Origin of the sequence: Streptomyces venezuelae (assembly GCF_008642315.1) — a bacterium.
Classification (GTDB): Bacteria; Actinomycetota; Actinomycetes; order Streptomycetales; family Streptomycetaceae; genus Streptomyces; species Streptomyces venezuelae_D.
In genome coordinates, this window is sequence record NZ_CP029192.1 from 1,690,587 (window position 1) to 1,708,662 (window position 18,076).

10 protein-coding genes and 1 pseudogene are annotated in these 18,076 nt (G+C 67.5%); 8 read left to right on the forward strand and 3 right to left on the reverse strand.

The features are described from left to right. Positions 1-85 precede the first annotated feature (85 nt). The 3 genes from DEJ48_RS07090 to DEJ48_RS07100 all read left to right on the forward strand — a co-directional run bounded on the left by DEJ48_RS07090 (position 86) and on the right by DEJ48_RS07100 (position 11,642). Entirely contained in the window at positions 86-4,357 is a 4,272-nt protein-coding gene (locus DEJ48_RS07090) for a LamG-like jellyroll fold domain-containing protein (protein ID WP_190537242.1), read from the forward strand. 98 nt (positions 4,358-4,455) lie between these two features. Then, positions 4,456-11,388: a polymorphic toxin-type HINT domain-containing protein gene (locus tag DEJ48_RS07095; RefSeq protein WP_150215355.1), complete on the forward strand. Its 6,933-nt coding sequence runs from the start codon at positions 4,456-4,458 to the stop codon at positions 11,386-11,388. Between the two features lie 14 nt (positions 11,389-11,402). Then, the gene (locus DEJ48_RS07100) at positions 11,403-11,642 is read left to right on the forward strand and encodes a hypothetical protein (RefSeq protein WP_223831937.1); all 240 of its coding nucleotides are present in this window, start codon (positions 11,403-11,405) and stop codon (positions 11,640-11,642) included. A 231-nt stretch (positions 11,643-11,873) separates the two neighbouring features. On the opposite strand, the gene DEJ48_RS41035 is transcribed toward DEJ48_RS07100, so the two are convergent. Then, complete coding sequence (locus DEJ48_RS41035) at positions 11,874-12,314, reverse strand: tyrosine-type recombinase/integrase (RefSeq protein ID WP_411757527.1); 441 nt, start codon at positions 12,312-12,314, stop codon at positions 11,874-11,876. Positions 12,315-12,633: 319 nt separating this feature from the next. Beyond that, positions 12,634-12,723 (reverse strand): annotated as a pseudogene (locus DEJ48_RS40200) (DNA-binding protein); the annotation flags it as partial. A 171-nt stretch (positions 12,724-12,894) separates the two neighbouring features. Between DEJ48_RS40200 and DEJ48_RS07120 the strand changes: the two are divergent. The 5 genes from DEJ48_RS07120 to DEJ48_RS07140 all read left to right on the forward strand — a co-directional run bounded on the left by DEJ48_RS07120 (position 12,895) and on the right by DEJ48_RS07140 (position 17,124). Beyond that, positions 12,895-13,182: a hypothetical protein gene (locus tag DEJ48_RS07120; RefSeq protein ID WP_150215358.1), complete on the forward strand. Its 288-nt coding sequence runs from the start codon at positions 12,895-12,897 to the stop codon at positions 13,180-13,182. Positions 13,183-13,384: 202 nt separating this feature from the next. Next, positions 13,385-13,969: a sigma-70 family RNA polymerase sigma factor gene (locus DEJ48_RS07125; protein WP_150215359.1), complete on the forward strand. Its 585-nt coding sequence runs from the start codon at positions 13,385-13,387 to the stop codon at positions 13,967-13,969. Beyond that, a complete protein-coding gene (locus tag DEJ48_RS07130) occupies positions 13,966-14,739 on the forward strand; it encodes an anti-sigma factor domain-containing protein (RefSeq protein WP_150215360.1) in 774 nt (257 codons plus the stop codon). The genes DEJ48_RS07125 and DEJ48_RS07130 overlap by 4 nt, the downstream gene beginning before the upstream one ends. Positions 14,740-14,815: 76 nt before the next feature. Beyond that, positions 14,816-16,411: a sulfite oxidase gene (locus tag DEJ48_RS07135; protein ID WP_190537244.1), complete on the forward strand. Its 1,596-nt coding sequence runs from the start codon at positions 14,816-14,818 to the stop codon at positions 16,409-16,411. 50 nt (positions 16,412-16,461) lie between these two features. Next, positions 16,462-17,124: a fasciclin domain-containing protein gene (locus DEJ48_RS07140; RefSeq protein WP_150215362.1), complete on the forward strand. Its 663-nt coding sequence runs from the start codon at positions 16,462-16,464 to the stop codon at positions 17,122-17,124. 24 nt (positions 17,125-17,148) lie between these two features. Here DEJ48_RS07140 and DEJ48_RS07145 read toward each other — a convergent pair whose 3' ends face one another. Next, entirely contained in the window at positions 17,149-18,054 is a 906-nt protein-coding gene (locus DEJ48_RS07145) for a HipA family kinase (RefSeq protein WP_150215363.1), read from the reverse strand. Positions 18,055-18,076: the final 22 nt, after the last annotated feature.

An 18,076-nucleotide genomic window follows, 5' to 3' on the forward strand; every position in this document is an offset into this window, starting at 1 on the left:
GGCTCCATGCGTGGCAACTACATACAGTCTCGACTCGGTTCCCTCCTTAAGGGAATTTTCATCTTTCTGACTGGTCGGGTGGGATATGTGGAGGCGCGCGCGTCGGCGCGGCGGGACAGGGGCATTGGCGAGCCTGATGAGTGTGGCGGTCGTGGCCGGCCTCGCCCCTGCGGCGGAAGCCGCGGGGGCCACGCCGGCCGCATCTGCGGCCACGAACTCCGCGAATGCGGGTTCCGCCGCCGAACAGGACACTGTCGAGGCGGCGTTGGCGTCGGCCAAGCGCACGGGAAAACCCGTCGAGGTGACCTCGCAACGCGGTGAATCCCGCGATGTATATGCGACACCTGACGGGAACTTGGAGGCACGGGAGTATCTCCGCCCCGTTCGAACCCGGGTGGGCGAGCACTGGAACTCAATCGACACCGACCTTGTGAAGTCGTCCAATGGACTCGTCGCCCCGAAGGCGACGACGCTCGGGCTTGAGTTCTCTGGCGGCGGAGACGCCCCCTTGGTACGGATGACGAAGGCCGGGCGCGAGCTGGCACTGTCATGGCCGAGCCGGCTGCCCGCCCCCAGAGTCGAGGGTTCGACCGCCACCTACGCCGATGTACTGCCCGATGTGGACCTGCGAATGGGTGCGCAGGAAGACGGCTTCACTCAGCTGCTGGTGGTGAAGTCCGCCAAAGCGGCGCGGAGTTCGGAACTCGCGCAGCTGCGGCTCCGGCTGGCGACCGAAGGTGTGGAGGTGCGGAAGACCCCCGATGGCGAGCTCCAAGCCGTCGACAGGGGCGCCAAGGGCGTGGTGTTCGAGGCGCCGAAGCCGATGATGTGGGACTCCAGCCCGGGGCCGGGCAGCACGGCTAGCACGCGCTCGGCGGCGTTCAAGGCCTCAAGACCGTCACAGAACGGCGCTCACCGGGCTGAGGGCGAGCCCGCAGCGGGCGACTCCGGCAAACTCGCACCCGTCGAGGTGGATGTGCCCGACGGCAAGGAACTGGTGCTGACCCCTGACGCAAAAACGCTGAAGGCCAAGGACACCACGTACCCGGTGTTCATCGACCCGCAGTGGTCCTCGCCACAAGCCAGGGCGTGGACGATGGCATCGAAGCACTGGGACAGTTCGCCGCAATGGAAGTTCAACGGCGAGCATGACGCCGGCCTGGGTTACTGCAACTGGTACTACTGCAAGCCGCATGACACCAAACGGCTCTTCTACCGCATCCCCGTCTCCACCTTCGCCGGAAAGTCGGTCCTGTCGGCCGAGTTCGTGGTCCGCAACACCTGGTCGGCCTCCTGCGACAAGCGAGAGGTGGAGCTGTGGCGGACCAAGGACATCTCATCGTCCACCACGTGGAACTCACAGAACGCATCCGGATTCTGGAAGAAGCGGCTGGCCTCTGCGTCCTTCGCTCACGGCTTCTCCGGCTGCGCCGCGAAGGACGCCGAATTCTCCGTGACATCAGCCCTGCAGGCTGCGGCTGACGGTCGGGACAAGACGATGACGTTCGGGCTGCGAGCCGCTGACGAGGCGGACGCGTACGGCTGGAAGCGGTTCTCGGACAAGGCGTTTCTGCGCGTCAAGTACAACCGCCCGCCCGCGCAGCTCAAGAGCTCGCAGCTGAGCATGGAATACGGCGGCGCCTGCAAGAAGTCCGGGAACGCCGCGCACGTGCGCACATTGGGGAAGATCTACGCCAACGACGTAAGGGACCCGGACGGCGACACCGTCTCGGTGCAGTTCCAGGCCAAGTGGGACGGCGGCAGCTGGAAGCCGAAGCGGACCTCGGCCAAGAAGTCCGGAAACAACATCTTCGCCGTCGGCCTACCGTCCTCGATCCCGACGAACAAGCAGATCAATTGGTACGCACGCGTCTACGACGGGGCGCAGTACTCGCCTTGGTCCTACGCCGGGAATCCAACGGCCTGCTACTTCGTGTACGACACCAAGGTCCCCAAGGCGCCGACGGTCACCTCGAGCGACTATCCGCCCTCCGACCCCGAGGACCCGAACGACCCCTGGTACGACGGGGTGGGCAAGTACGGATCGTTCGCGCTGAAGGCCGCCGACAGTGACGTCACCTCTTACCGGTACGGCATCAATCACGACCCCAGTCCGAAGAACAAGATGGCCACTTCCGGAGGCTCAGTGAAGTCCGCGCGGGCGCTGCCTGCCAAGCCGGGGCTGAACTTCATCACGGCCCAAGCCTTCGACAGCGCGGGCAACGGCAGCGAAATCCGCACGTACCAGTACCGTGTGAAAGCCGGGCAACCGGAGCGGGCCACCTGGCAACTGGACGAGACCGCGGGTGCCGGCGAGGCCAAGGGGACAACCCCGTCACGCACCGCACAACTGCACGGCGGGGCCACCCCAGGTGTGCCCGGCGTTCAAGGCACAGCCGTCGCTTTCAACGGAACGGACGGTTATGCCTCTACGGACATTCCCATAGTCGACACCAAGGGCGGGTTTTCCGTTTCGGCCTGGGCACAGTTGTCCCGTATTCCCGATGGCACCGCCGTCGTCGCCACGCAGCCGGGTAACCACAAGCCTGGCTTCGAGCTCTATTACTCCTCGTCCTACGACCGCTGGGTGTTCAACCAGTACGAGTCCGACTCCGCCGGGGCCCGAGCGGTCCGCGCAATGGCAGGCGAGCCCGGCGGCGTGACGGCCGGCAAGTGGACCCACCTGGTCGGCTCCTACGATTCGGCGCGCGATGTCCTCGAGCTGTTCGTCGACGGCAAGCTGGTCGGCCGGACAGGCCACAGCAATCCGTGGGAAGCACGCCGCGGCCTTCAGCTCGGAGCCGGTTCCTACAGCGGGTCCCCCGCAGGGTTCTTCCCCGGCACGATCGATGCCGTCCAGCTGTTCGACAAGCCGTTGGCCCAGGACGAAGTCGACAAGCTGCACACACAACAGAGCATCGGTGACCCGGGTCGTCCCGCGACAGCAATCTTTGATATGGACGAGGCAGCAGACGCGAGGGAGGTCTCGGGGTACGGCGGCGTGCTCCCCGCCGAGTACCACGGCGGCGTCACGACCGGTGTGGCTGGCGTCTCGGGCAAGGCCACGACGTTCAACGGAACCGACGGTTACGCCCGGATCGGCCGGGTCAGCGGTCCGCATGTGAACACGTCACGGAGCTTCACCGTTTCCGCATGGGCCAAGCTCGACAAGAAACCCGGCGGGGCAGCGGTCATCGCCGCGCAGGCGGGCAAGGAACGCCCTGGATTCGAGCTGTATTACTCCTCCGCCTACGACCGGTGGGCAGTGAACCAGTATTCCTCCGACACGGCCGACGCGAAACCGATCCGCGCCATGCAACAGGACGGCGCCGGTGCCCAGGTGAAGAAGTGGGTGCATCTGGTGGGTGTGCACGACACCGTCGCCGACACCCTGACCCTGTACGTCGACGGAGTCGAGGCCGGGTCGACGAAGCTGTCCGGGGCGTTCTACGCGAACCAGTCCATGTACTTGGGCGCGAGCAATTACGGCGGCAAGGTGGCCGCTCACTTCCCTGGCAGCATCGACGACGTACGTCTTCTCGACCGCCCGGTCTCGGCCGAAGAGGTCCAGCAGATGTTCCGCCAACGCCCGCTCGTCAAGGGCCGCTGGAACTTCGAGGGCGGCAGCACCAGTAGCCCGGCCACCACACCGGACTCGTCGCCGGAGAATCGTCCGATGGGTCTGTACGGCGGTGCCCAGCTCGGCGAGGGCATGATCAACCTGCAGGGGCTCGAGCTGAACGGCACGGACGCGTACGCGGCCACCTCTTCGATGCCCATGGACACCAGCGGCAGTTTCACCGCCACCGCCTGGGCCAGGACCGCGGCGCTCCCGGAGCATGATGTCTCCGTGGTCAGTGGTGAGGGCGGTACGCGCAGCTCTTTCGACGTGCGCTTCGTCCCGGACACCAAGGATCCCGAGGGGCTCGGGCGTTGGGAGCTCTCGCTGCCCGCCGAGGACGGCACCGACGCTGTGGTCACCCGGCTGGCCAACACAGAGTTCTTCGACGCCCGCGAGTGGAACCACCTCGCGGTGGTTTATGACGGCTTCGCCAAGGAGGCCCGTCTTTACGTCAACGGCGTGCTGCAGGAAGTCGCCTGCGGGGACGCGGACGGTGACGGGGACGCGGACGACACCGCGTGCCAGGACCTGATCGCTTGGGGTGACAACGCCCTGACCTTCAAGGCCACCAAGTCCCTGCAGGTCGGCAGGGCGAAGGGCGACGCCAAGGGGACGTACTTCCCCGGTTCCATCGATGACGTGTGGACGTTCCAGGGTGCCCTGACGGACGCACAGATCGAGAAACTGGCCGGCTCCCTGACCGGCCTCCCCACCGCAGTGCCGGGCGACAGCTGACCCTCCCCGGCACACCACTGACAACCGAGCTCTTCCAACACCGTTCCGCGCTGCCGCGCGGAGTGCTGGTGTTGTCGTGTGAAGGACTGATTCCGAACATGAACGGCAGAACAAGGCCCCGCCGATTCGCCGCGCTGCGGCGAACAGCGGCGCTGGTGGTGTCCACCGCGTTGGTGGGCACACTGCTGCAGGCCGCCGCACCAGCGGCGGCAGCGCAAGGCAACAACCGCCCGAAGCTTCCCTCCGCGGAGAATCCGATCGAGGGCAGCGACGGCAGCAGGAGCACACCGCGAACGGTCTCCAAGGGGCCGAGGACTCCGGGCAGAGCGCCGAAGGCGGCCTGGCCGAAGCCGGGGTCCGCCGTGGTGCGCATCCCTGATGCATCGCCGAAGACCGCCGGTGCGCCCGTCGGGGCGAAGGGGCTACCGCTCGCACTGGGTGCCCCTCCGGCTCTGTCCACCAAGAGCGCGGGCCGGCGGGCCGGAGCCGCCGAGCCGGCCGCTCAGGGCAAGGTCACGGCCCAGGTGCTGAGCAGGAAGGCCGCGGAGCGGGCGGGTGTGAACGGCGTGCTGTTCACCCTGGAGAACGGTGACGCGAAAAACGACAGGCACGGCGAAGTCCGGGCCGAGCTCGACTACTCCGGCTTCGCCGAGGCTTTCGGTGGGGGCTACGCCTCCCGGCTCACGCTCGTCGAGCTTCCGGCCTGTGTCCTGGACACGCCGTCGAAGCAACAGTGCCGCCACACGCCCGAGCCGGTGCGGACGATCAACGACACGGAGAAGCAGACCCTGACGGCAAACGGGGTAGCCCTTCGTGCGTCGGGGCCGACCGTGCTGGCAGCCGTCGCGGACGACAAGAGTGCCGGTGGTGACTACAAGGCGACCTCACTGTCGCCCTCCGCCACCTGGGACACCAATCTCAACACCGGTGACTTCTCTTGGTCGTACGAGATGCCGGTGCCAGAGGTACCGGGCGAGCTGAAGCCAGAGGTGGGCCTGTCCTACTCCTCCGGGGCCATAGACGGGCGGACCGGGACCACGAACAACCAGTCGTCCTGGGCCGGTGACGGCTTCGACTTGTGGCCCGGATATATCGAGCGCCGCTACAAGCCGTGCGCCGACGACGGACAGCAGAACGCGGACGGCAACAAGCCCGGCGACCTGTGCTGGGGCTACGACAACGCATTCATCACCTTCAACGGAAAGGGCGGTGAGCTGGTCCCGGCCGGTGGCGACGAGTTCAAGTTCAAGCAGGACGACGGCAGCCGCATCAAGAGGCTGACGTCCGCCGACCGCGGCAACGGCGACAACGACGGCGAGTACTGGCGTCTGACCGACCCCGACGGCGTGCGCTACTACTTCGGGTACAACCGGCTGCCCGGCTGGAAGGACGGCAGGGCCACCACGGGGTCGACCTGGACGGCTCCCGTGTTCGGCAACGACAAGGACGAGCCCTGCCACAAGGCAGCCTTCGCCGACTCCTGGTGTCAGCAGGCCTGGCGGTGGAACCTCGACTACGTCGTCGACCCTCATGGCAACGCCATCGCGTACTACTACGACCAGGAGAAGAATTCCTATGGCCGCAACCTGAAGGCCAAGAACAACAGCCGCTACGTACGCGGTGGTTCGCTGAACCGAATCGAGTACGGCCTCAAGTCAACCTCGATGTACGGCACCAAGCCGCTGGCCAAGGTCGACTTCACCACTGCAGAACGCTGTCTGCCGGATGGCAAGACGGACTGCAGGGACATCGGCAAGGACGCCTTCTACTGGTATGACACGCCGTGGGACATGAACTGCACGGAGACGGAGGAGTGCGACAAGGGCCGCCTCTCCCCGACGTTCTTCACCCGTAAGCGACTGACCGGGGTCACCACCCAGGTTCTGAACGGCACCACTTACAGCAACGTCGACTCCTGGAAACTGGACCACCGATGGGGCCAGGCAGATGTGGATTACCAGCTGCTGCTCGACTCCGTGCAGCACTCCGGACACACCGCCAAGCCCACCCTGACGCTGCCGAAGACCACCTTCGCGTACACCCAACTCGCCAACCGCCTGGACAAGGTGGGCGACGGCTACGCGCCGTTCATCAAGTCCCGGCTGTCCACGATCGCCGACGAGTCCGGCGGCCAGGTCGACGTCAACTACTCGGCACCGGCCTGCGACGCGAGCGCACTCCCCACGCCGCACTCGAACACCACCCGTTGCTTCCCGCAGTACGTCGGAGGCTCCAGCTCCGACGATCCCGAACGCCAGTGGTTCAACAAATACGTCGTCACCTCGACGACCACCTCCGACCGCACCGGGGGCGCTCCGGACGCCGTCACCTCGTACGACTACCTAGGCGGCGGCGCCTGGCACTATGACGATGACGACGGCCTGACCAAGAAGAAGTTCAAGACCTGGTCACAGTGGCGCGGCTATGGTCACGTCCGGGTGAGGACCGGCGGCCAAGGCGGAGGCGACGCCCTCAAGTCACAGGAGGAGTCCTACTTCCTGCGGGGCATGGACGGTGACCGCAAGGACGACTCCGGCGGCACCAGGTCCGTCAGCGTCCAGCTCGGCGAGGGCGAAGGTGACCCGATCACCGACCATGAGGCGACAGCCGGATTCGGCTACAAGACGGTTTCCTTCTCCGGGCCGGGCGGCAAGGTCCTGACCAAGACCGTGAACCGTCCTTGGCACCACGAGACCGCGAAGAAGGTTCGTGACTGGGGGACGGTGACCGCCAGCTTCACGGGCGCAGACCGCTCCAAGACGTGGACGTCGCTCGACGACGGTGCGGGCAAGGAATGGCGGACCACTTCGACGGCCACCCGGTTCGACACCGTAGCGGGCCGTGTCACCCAGGTCGACGACTTCGGAGACAGCACCTCGGCGGCCGACAATCAGTGCACCCGCACCACCTACGCCACCAACACCGACGACAACATCCTCACCCTGCCCTCGCGGGTGGAAGCCGTCGCGGTCAAGTGCGCCGACGCCCCCGACCGTGCCGAGCAGGTCCTCTCCGACGTGCGTACCGCGTACGACGGCGGCGCTTACGGTGCGGCGCCCACCAAAGGTGACGCCACTACGATCGCGACGCTGAAGAAGCACGACGGCGCCAAGGCCACCTACCTGGAATCCGGTGTCACTTTCGACGCCTACGGTCGCAAGCTGACGTCCACGGACATCACAGCGGACGTCACCGTCACGGGCGAAGGCAATCCGGTGCGCTCCGTGCGCAAGGACGGCCGCACCACGACCACCGGCTACAGCCCCGCCACCGGTTTCGCGAGCAAGGTCACCGAGACCGGTCCGCCGGTCAAGGCTGCCGATCCCGGGTCGGCGCAGACCTCGGTCACCGAGATGGAGCCGCTGCGCGGACAGCCGAAGGCGACGGTGGACACCAACGGCAAGCGCACCGAGATGACGTACGACGCGTTCGGCCGTTCGGCGAAGGTCTGGCTTGCCGACCGCAGGACCAGCCAGACGCCCAGCTACCAGTTCACCTACTTCGTGGACGAGGGCAAGCCGGTCGCGGTCCGCACCCAGACCCTGAACAACGAAGGCGGGCAGGTCGCCTCCTACACGCTGTACGACGGATTTCTGCGCGAGCGCCAGGTCCAGCAACCGGGCCCCGAGGGCGGTCGCCTACTCGCCGACTCCTTCTATGACGAACGAGGGCTGAACAGCAAGACGTTCGCTCCGTACTACACCGAGGGCCCGCCCAAGCGGGAACTGTTCAAACCGGCTGACGCGATGAGCGTGGAGTCGCAGACCCGCACCACCTACGACGGTCTCGGCCGCGCCGTGGAGGAGCGGCAGATCGCCGGAAACGGTGACGGCGGCAAGGAGCTGGCCACCACCAGGACCCTCTACGGCGGCGACCGCACCACGGTCGTCCCGCCCGAGGGCGCCACGGCGACCACCACCCTTACCGATGCCCGGGGGCAGGCGACTGAACTCCGTCAGCACCACACACGCAGCGCCGGTGCGGACTTCGACACCACGAAGTACGCCTTCACCCCACGCGGCGAACTGCGGAAGGTGACCGACCCGGCAGGCAATGTCTGGACGTACGAGTACGACCAATCGGGTCGCCAGACCCGTACTACCGACCCCGACAGGGGCACCACCAAGAGCACCTATGACGACCGGGACCAGCTGACCACGACCACCGATCAGCGCGGAACGGTACTGGTCAGCGTCTACGACAATCTGGGCCGCAAGACCGAACTGCACAAGGACAGCGCGTCGGGTGAGCTGCGCGCCAAGTGGACTTACGACACCGTGGCCGGCGCCAAGGGCCAGCTGTCCGAGTCCACGCGCTACGTGGACGGCGCCGCCTACACCTCCAAGGTCACCGGCTACGACCGGCAGTACCGGCCCACGAAGACCGCCGTGGTGATCCCCGGAAAGGAAGGGGCCCTGGCCGGCACCTACCAGAGCGGCACCACGTACAAGCCCTCCGGCCTGGTGGGCACTGTGAGCTACTCCGAGGCGGGCTCGCTGCCCGGGGGAAGTTTCACGACCACCTATGAAAAGGAGACGCTCCGCCCCGTCTCGATCCTGGGCGACGGTTTTCAGGCAGACACCAGCTACTCGTGGACCGGAAAGGCGCTCCAGTACCAGTTGGCCGGCACGGGCGGCAAGAAGATCTGGGCCACCAACACCTATGAGTGGGGAACACAGCGTCTGGCCACCGCCCGGGTCGACCGCGAGGATCAGAGCGGTGTCGATCAGCACGACACCTACCGCTACGACCAGGCGGGCAACGTCTTGTCCGTCTCGGATGTCTCCCGCACAGGCACCGACACCCAGTGCTTCAGCTATGACCATCTGCGGCGGATGACCGAGGCGTGGACTCAGGGCGACAAGACCTGTGCGACGGCTCCGACGGCGGGCAGGACGGGTGGCCCGGCCCCGTACTGGCACTCCTACACCTATGACAAGGCCGGCAACCGCACGACCGAAACCCTGCACGACCTCGCGGGAGACGGCAAGCAGGACACCAGGCGGACCTACGACTACCCCAAGCCCGGCACACCGCAGCCACACACGCTGACCTCGGTCACCACCGACAAGCCGGGCGGCACCGCCACCAAGGACTCCTACGGCTACGACGAGACGGGCAACACCGACAGCCGCACTCTGCACGGCGACACTCAGCGCCTGAGCTGGGACGCCGAGGGCCATCTCGCCAAGGTCACCGAACCCGGCGAGGACGGCAAGGAGGAGGTCACCGAGTACGTCTACGACCCCGACGGCAACCGTCTGATCGGACGCACCCCGACCGAGACCACGCTCTACCTCGGGCACACCGAAGTCACCCTGGCCAACGGCGCGGACAAGACCAAGGCCACCCGCTACACCCCCCTGGGCGGGGGTCACCAAGCCGTCAAGGACGACAACGGCAACGTCACCTTCACCACCGCCGATCACCAGGGCACCGGACAACTCTCCGTCGCCGCGGCCGATCTGAAGCTGACCCAGCGCCGCACGCTTCCCTTCGGCGGGCCGCGCGGTGAAACTCCGAAGTCCTGGCCCGGCACCAAGGGGTTCGTCGGCGGCACCGACGACACCAAGTCCACCGGCCTGACCCATCTGGGCGCACGCGAGTACGACCCGACGACGGGCCGCTTCCTCTCCGTCGACCCAGTCATGGACCTGACGGATCCTCAGCAGATCAACGGTTACACCTACGGCAACAACAACCCTGTCACCTTCAGCGATCCGACGGGACGCCTCTTCGGCTGCCTGATGTGCGCGGTCGCGAAACTCACCAAAACTGCCATCAAGACGTTCCACAAGGTGGTCTCGGCCAACCGGGGCGGCTACCGCGGCGGCGGCGGAGCGAATCGTGGCGGATACCGCAGTCGCGGATACGGCGGCGGGCACGCCAGCAGCGCCGTCTACCGCGGGGGCGGGACAAGGAGCATGTCCCGGACCTCGTACGGGATCGACGGTGGTTTCGGTGTCCTGAACCATGGCGTTTTCCGCCACTTGAACGACTTCTTCTCCGGCGGTGGCGCAGCCGAGGCGGTGAAGGACTTCGTTCTGCCTGACGTCAATTCCTGGAAGTCATGCGGGCAGCACCCCGGCGTCAGCATGGACTGCTTCGACGTGACCATGGATGCCCCCTTTGGTAAGTGGCTCAAACCGTTCAAGGGCACTATCAAGAAATTGGTCAAGGGGGTGGAGGACGGAGCAGGGTCGGCCGCCAAGGCGAAGAAGGGCAGGCCCTCGGGCTGCAAGTGCTTCCTCGCCGGCACCGGTGTCCTCATGGCCGACGGGTCGTCCAAGAACATCGAGGACGTCGAACTCGGCGACAAGGTCCTGGCCACCGACCCGCAAACGGGCGAGACCAGCGAACGCGAAGTCACGGCGACGATCGTCACCGACAACGACAAACAGTTCACCGAGCTGACCATCGCCACCCCCGAGGGCAGCGAGAAGCTGACGGCCACGTATGAGCACCCCTTCTGGTCGGTCGAAAAGAAGGACTGGGTGAAGGCCGGTGACCTCAAGCCGGGCATGACCCTGCGCACGGACGAGGGCCGCACGGTCAGCGTCACAGCGGCTCGCCAGTACCGAGATCACGCACGCACCTACAACCTCACCGTTGAGGGTCTCCACACGTACTATGTGCTGGCGGGGCAGACTCCGGTTCTAGTTCACAATTCCAACTGCCCGCACACTGGCGGGTTTAAGGTGGGCGTCAGCGCGGACGAGATCGCCGATATCAACCGCGGTTTCGGTGGGGAAACGTTGTTGAGCGGTTCGCCAGCAAACACCCTGGCTAACGCCAGTCGCTACAACAGGTTCTGGGACAAGTCGGCAGTTGTGATCCGGGATATTGCTGGGAGCCACATGTTCAACAATGGGAATAAGCGAACTGCTCAGGCTACCGTTGAACAGTTGATGCAACGGAACGGCATCACGAGCGGCCCCACTTCTGCTGACCTGCGAGGTGTCATCGACAGGGTAGGTAAAGGTCAGCTGCATGACGTCAGCGATATCTCGGCAGCCTTGAGAGGCTATTGATGGGAGCAAAAGTGATGGATATCGAGCAGCTTATGGACAAGTTGGGCCGCTCTGGCGTCACTGTCATCCTCAAGGTGGATGATGAGAGAATGACGGAAGGTGGAGAGCCTTGGACGTTGGTGATGTCCGGGTCGGGGCTAGGTGAGCAGGGGTTTATCCGTGCCGAATCTTCGAGCCTCAATGACTGCCTGGAGCAAGGGTTCGCACAGCTGCGCGCCAGGCCCGGCGACTGGGAATGGATGACTGAAATCTAGTAGTCATCGAAATGAGGCCCTCCCGAGAATTCAGGGAGGGCCTCACTCCGTTTGACAGCAACGTCAGCGGACGACGGCTGCGGCGGGTGGGTCGTCGGGGGTGTCGGTCGGGTTGAGGGCGTCGCCGAGGGGTCGATGGCCCGGCGCTGGAGGCGGAATCGGACGTGGGCGTAGACGTCGGCGGTGACACCAATGTGGGCGTGGTCGAGGAGTTCCTCGATGACGACGGGCCTACGCCCTGTTCCAGGAGCAGCGTGGCCGTCGAGTGGCGGAGATCGTGGAAGCGGTTCGTCCGGAGCCCGGCCGCGTAGCGGAAGCGGCGGGTGAGGTTGATGGGGCGAGCGGCCTGCCCTTCGAGGCGGTGAAGACGAGCCCGGTGTCCGCCCAGCCCGGTCCGGCCGCCTGACGATCCTCCCACTGCCATTCCTGGTGCATCTTGAGGGAGTTGATGCATTCGGTGGAGAGGACGATGCGGCGTTCAGAGGCGAAGGTTCTGGTCTTCAGTACGGTCAGGCCCTGGCTGCGGGTGCGCTGGAGGGAGCGGTGGACAGTTGCGGTGCCGCTGTCGAGGTCGAGGTCTTCCCAGTGGAGGCCGAGGAGTTCGCCCTTGCGCAGTCCGGTGCGCAGGGCGAGCTTCTTGGCGCCGAGGCCGGGGGTGAGGTGGAGGCGGATGGAGGCGGCGTAGCGGGTGTGGGCGTTCTACCGAAGGTGGTGAACGGCGACGCCGTTGGGCCAGTACGTGAGGTAGGCGCTCACGGTACTGCCGGGCGCTGCGACCGGCAGGCCGCGGTTGCTGGCGGCAATCTGCTCCGTGAGCTTCGCCAGGGCCTCCTTCCTGGTCGTGCCGTTGACGCGGACGCGCCTGCGGGCGTTGCCGGGGACGAGGACACATAAGGCGGCTTCCCTGCTGTTGTCCTTGCGCTGGTAGACGGTTCCGTCTCCGTCCGCACGGGTGCGGGAGCGGCGGACGAAGTGGGGCGGGCTGTGGTCATCAGACGGCGGCCTCCTGTTCGAGGCGGGTGCGGATGAAGTCGGTGAGGGCGTGGGTGGGGATGCGGCGGGCTCGGCCGACGGTAATCGAGGTTCGCGACTACCTCGCGGACCCGGATGCTTACGACAACAAGGGTTTCCTGAAAAACGCACCGACCGAAGAGGTTCGTCAGCGAATCATTGACGGGCGCACACGGCATTTGAGGAAGGAAATACAAACCTTCCACGACAATATTGCGAAAATTAACAGGAGTGTTTGCTAGTGGTAGCGATCCCCGCAGACAAGCTTAAAGACGTACTCTGCCTACTTTTGGAGAAAATTCACTCCGGGGAACAGGTGCTGGAAATCAACAAAGAGGCGTTCTGGTCCGTTCCCCCGGATCGGGCTTACGAAATCTACAGCCAGCCCGAAGACCTCACGATCGGTATGATTTCTGAGTCGTGGGGCCACCTGGAAGACATGCTCTCCGACCCTGATCGTGTCGTGGGGTACGGATTCGTCTGGCTGTCCGATGTGCTTCGCGCCATTGGCGACGAATCAACCTCCTGAGGCGCTGACAGCTCCATCCACACACCGCCGAGACCAGCGCCTCCTCGATCGCCTGGCCGCGACCCCGGAGAGGCGCTGGCCCCGCACGCAATTCGGCTGGGCTGAGGAACCCGGCGCGGTTCGCGTGGCGGTTGACCAATCCGGGGCGCCAACGGCTACGTATCAGAGGTGTACGTCGGTCTGCGCCCTGGAGGGTCTGCGCGTGAATGAAGTCGTCCGCATCGGGGCCAGGTCGGCGCCCGGGCCCGATCTGCAGGAGTTGCTCGCCCGGGTCGCCCGCGGTGATCAGCAGGCGTTCACCGGGGTCTACGACGCCGTGGCGGGCCCCGTTCTCGGGGTCGTGCGCGGCGTGCTGCGCGACCACGCCCAGTCCGAGGAGGTCACGCAGGACGTCCTGGTCGAGGTGTGGCGCACCGCGCCCCGGTACCGGGCCGACCGCGGCACCGCGATGACCTGGGTCCTCACGCTCGCCCACCGGCGCGCGGTGGACCGGGTCCGCTCCGTGGAGGCGGCCGCCGCCCGCGACCGCAAGGCGGCGCAGCTCGCGAGCACCCCCGCGTTCGACGAGGTCAGCGAGGAGGTCGAGGCGCATCTGGAGCGCGAGCAGGTGCGCCGGTGTCTGCGCGCCCTCACCGAGGTCCAGCGCCAGTCCGTGACCCTCGCGTACTACCGCGGCCTGACCTACCGCCAGGTCGCCGAGCTCCTCGCCCTCCCCTTGGGCACCGTCAAGACCCGCCTGCGCGACGGACTCATCCGGCTGCGCGACTGCCTGGGGGTGAGCGCATGAACAGCGCGGCCGACCTGCACACCCTGACCGGCGCCTACGCCGCCGACGCCCTCGACGACGCGGAACGCGCCCGGTTCGAGGAGCACCTCGCGCTCTGCCCCTCCTGCGACCAGGAGGTGCGGGAGCTGACCGCGACCGTCGCCCGCCTGGCCCTCGCCTCCGCCGTCACGCCCCGGCCCGCCCTCAAGGACGAGGTGCTTCGGCGCATCGGCACCGTCCGCCAGGACGTTCCCGAGGTACGGCGCGAAACCGCGGCGGTCCCCGGCCCCGCGCCGCGCCGCACGCGCGGGGTATACCGCTGGGCCCTCGCCGCCTGCGTCGCCGCCGCCGTCGGCCTCGGCGGCACCGCGGTCTGGCAGCACCAGCAAGCCGAGGACGCACGCGATCAGGCGCGGCAAGCGCGGGAGCAGAGCAGCCGGCGGTCGCAGGAGCTCGCCGCCGTGCTCGCCGCCCCGGACGCGAAAACCCGTACCGGCGGACTCACGGACGGGGCCAGGGGCACGGTCGTCGCGTCCAAGAGCCTCGACAAGGCCGTGTTCATCGCGGCCGGCATGGCACCGCCCCCCAAGGGCAAGGTCTACCAACTCTGGTTCGACGACAGTGGTTCCATGCGCTCGGCCGGACTGATGGACCCCGACCGCACCGCGGCGACCGTCCTGATGCGGGGCGGGATCGGCAAGGCGACCGGCATGGGCATCACCGTGGAGCCCGCGGGCGGTTCGGACGAGCCGACCTCCTCGCCCGTGGCGCTGATGGAGCTGCCCACCTGACCGTGCGCATCCGTGATTCCTCGGAACCGACGGGGAATCGACCAATCCGCACGGCCGTCGGCCTCGGATACCGGGTGTGAAGACAGAACGGAACGGTTCCGGATCGCGCTTCGACCTGGCACGTGCCGCGGCCGGTGCCCTGAGCGGGCTACTGGCCGGGTTCGCCGCCCTCGCGGTGGCCGAGCTGCTGTCCGCCGCGGTGCGTCCCGAGGCCGGGCCGGTCGTCGCGGTCGGCGGCGCGGCGATCGACCGTACGCCCGCGTCCGTCAAGGACTGGGCGATCCGGGAGTTCGGCACCGACGACAAGCTCGTTCTGCAGTCCGGCATCGTGGTGGTGCTGGCGCTCCTCGCCCTCGCGCTGGGACTCGTCGCCCTGCGCCACCGCCGGATCGGGGCGGCGGGTGTGCTCCTCTTCGGTGTGGTCGGTGCTCTCGCCGCCGTCTCCCGGCCGGATGCGTCCGGGCCGGTGGACGCGCTGCCCTCCCTGGTGGGTGCCGTGGCCGGGGCGGCGCTGCTGTACGGGCTCGCCGGGCGTCTCGCCCAGGTACCCGAAGGCGTAGCGGGGGATGCGGAGGCCGGGGGGTGGGACCGGCGCGGGTTCCTGGTCGCCACCACCGCGGCCGCCGCCGCGTCGGCGGGCGTCGGCGCGCTGGGCAGGTCGTTCAACGCCTCGCGCGGCAAGGACGCCATCGCCTCGCGCGACGGCATCGTCCTGCCCGCTCCGGCCTCGCCGGCCTCCGCCGTCCCCAGGGGCGCGCGGCTGCGCGTGCCGGGCATCAGCCCCTTCGTCACGTCCTCGAAGGACTTCTACCGGGTGGACACCGCCCTCGTGGTGCCCAAGGTTGACGCGGACGCCTGGCGGCTGCGCATCCACGGCAAGGGTGTCGCGCGCGAGACGACCGTGTCGTTCCAGGACCTGCTGCGGCGTGAACTGGTCGAGCGGGACATCACGTTGACCTGCGTGTCCAACGAGGTCGGCGGCCCCTACGTGGGCAACGCCCGCTGGATCGGCGTACGCCTCGCGGACGTGCTCGCCGAGTGCGGGGTCGAGCCGCCGGCCCGGGGCGGCCCCGCGGACCAGCTGGTCGCGCGGTCCGTGGACGGCATGACCATCGGCACGCCCGTGGACGACGTGATGGACGGCCGCGACGCGCTCCTCGCGCTCGGCATGAACGGTGAACCGCTGCCGTTCGAGCACGGGTTCCCCGTCCGCATGGTGGTGCCCGGGCTGTACGGCTACGTCTCCGCCTGCAAGTGGATCGAGGACATCGAGCTGACGACGTTCGACGCGTACGACCCCTACTGGGTACGGCGCGACTGGGCCGCCAAGGCTCCCGTCAAGACCCAGTCCCGGATCGACACCCCCAAGCCGTTCGCCAGGCCGAAGGCGGGCACCGTGATGGTCGCCGGCGTGGCGTGGGCGCAGCACCGCGGCATCGACAAGGTCGAGGTGCGCGTCGACGACGGCCCGTGGCGGACGGCCGACCTGGCCGCCGAGGACACCCGGGACACCTGGCGTCAGTGGTCCTTTCCCTGGCAGGCCGCTCCGGGCGGTCACACCCTGACGGTGCGGGCGACCGACCGTACGGGTGCCGTCCAGACGGCGGAACGAACCCGCACGATCCCCGACGGGGCGAGCGGTCGGCATTCGGTGGTGATCACCGTCATCTGACCCGCGTCACTCCCCCGGTACACCAGCTCACTCACCCTCTTGGAGAAGTCATGAACACCACCCCCCGCCGTGTCCGTCGCGCCGCCGTCGCCGTCGTCTCGGCCGCCTTTCTCCCCCTCGCCCTGACGGCCTGCTCCGACGACGGCAAGGACACCTCCGCGTCCTCGGACACCGCCAAGTCGTCGGCCGCCGAGGACAAGGCGACCCAGAGCCCCTCCGATGACATGGGATCCATGTCGGAGCCGTTCGGGCCCGCCTGTTCGTCCGTGCCGAAGGACGGCAAGGGCAGCTTCGACGGCATGGCGAAGGACCCCGTGGCCACGGCCGCGTCGAACAACCCGGCCCTGTCCACGCTGGTGACCGCCGTCAAGAAGGCCGGCCTGGTCGACACGTTGAACAACGCCAAGGACATCACCGTCTTCGCCCCGACGAACGACGCCTTCGCGAAGATCCCCAAGGCCGACCTGGACAAGGTCCTCAACGACAAGGCGCAGCTCACCAAGATCCTCACGTACCACGTGGTGGGCCAGCGGCTGGCGCCCGAGGACCTGAAGAGCGGCTCCTACGAGACGCTGGAGAAGTCGAAGCTCACGACGTCCGGTTCGGGAGAGTCGTACAAGGTGAACGACTCGGCGAACGTCGTCTGCGGCAACGTCAAGACGGCCAACGCCGACGTGCACATCATCGACACGGTCCTGATGCCGAAGAGCTGAGACCGGCTCCTGTCGGAGCTGTGATCAACCGAGATGGGTCGACCAGTCCTGCTGGGCCGCGGGCTTCCCGTGCAGATCGGGGACGCGCTTCAGCCAGGCGGGCCGGCCCTTCTCGGTGGCGGCTGCGCGCCGTGCGTCGGCGGCTGCGAGTTCGTCGCGGGAGGGGAAGCACGTGGGCAGCCAGACCGCCGAGGCGCGGGCACGCGCCAGGAGGTGCTCGACGTACGCCTCGCGGACCGCGTCAGGCGAGTCGAAGCCCGGCTCGTCGGCGAGCCACGCGCCGGGGACGAGGGCGACGATCTCGCGGAGGGCCTCCTCGGTGACGAGGGGCGCCAGGTCGGCGTCGGCGGCGGCCATGTCCGGGCCGTACGACCCGAGGGCGTGGTGCCGGAAGTCGTACTCCTTGTCCGGGGCGGAGGCGCCCCAGCGGTGGTGGAAGACGAGCGCGGCACCGTGGTCGATGAGCCACAGCTTCGGCTCGTGCACGCCGAACGTGGGCCAGATCATCAGGTTCGAACTGTGCACCGTGCGGTCGACGTTCGCGGTGAGGGCGTCGAGCCAGACGACTTTGCCGGCCTCCAGCGGGTCGACGTCGATGGCCTCCGGTGTGAAGTCCGCGGCGCCCGGCAGCAGGTCCATCCCGAGGTTGAGCCCGGCACTCGCGTGCAGCAGGTCCTGGACCTCCTGGTGCGGTTCGTCGGCGCCGACCGCCGGGTCGAAGTGGACCAGGACGAGCTCGGGGAAGCGCAGCCCGAGGCGGCGCGCGAGCTCGCCGACGATGATCTCGGCGACGAGCGCCTTGCGGCCCTGGGCGGATCCGGTGAATTTGACGACGTACGTCCCCAGGTCGTCGGCCTCGACGACACCGGGCACGGACCCGCCGGTCCGCAGCGGATTCACATACCGGACAGCAGTCACTTCACGCAGCACACCGGCCACTGTATGCCGGGGG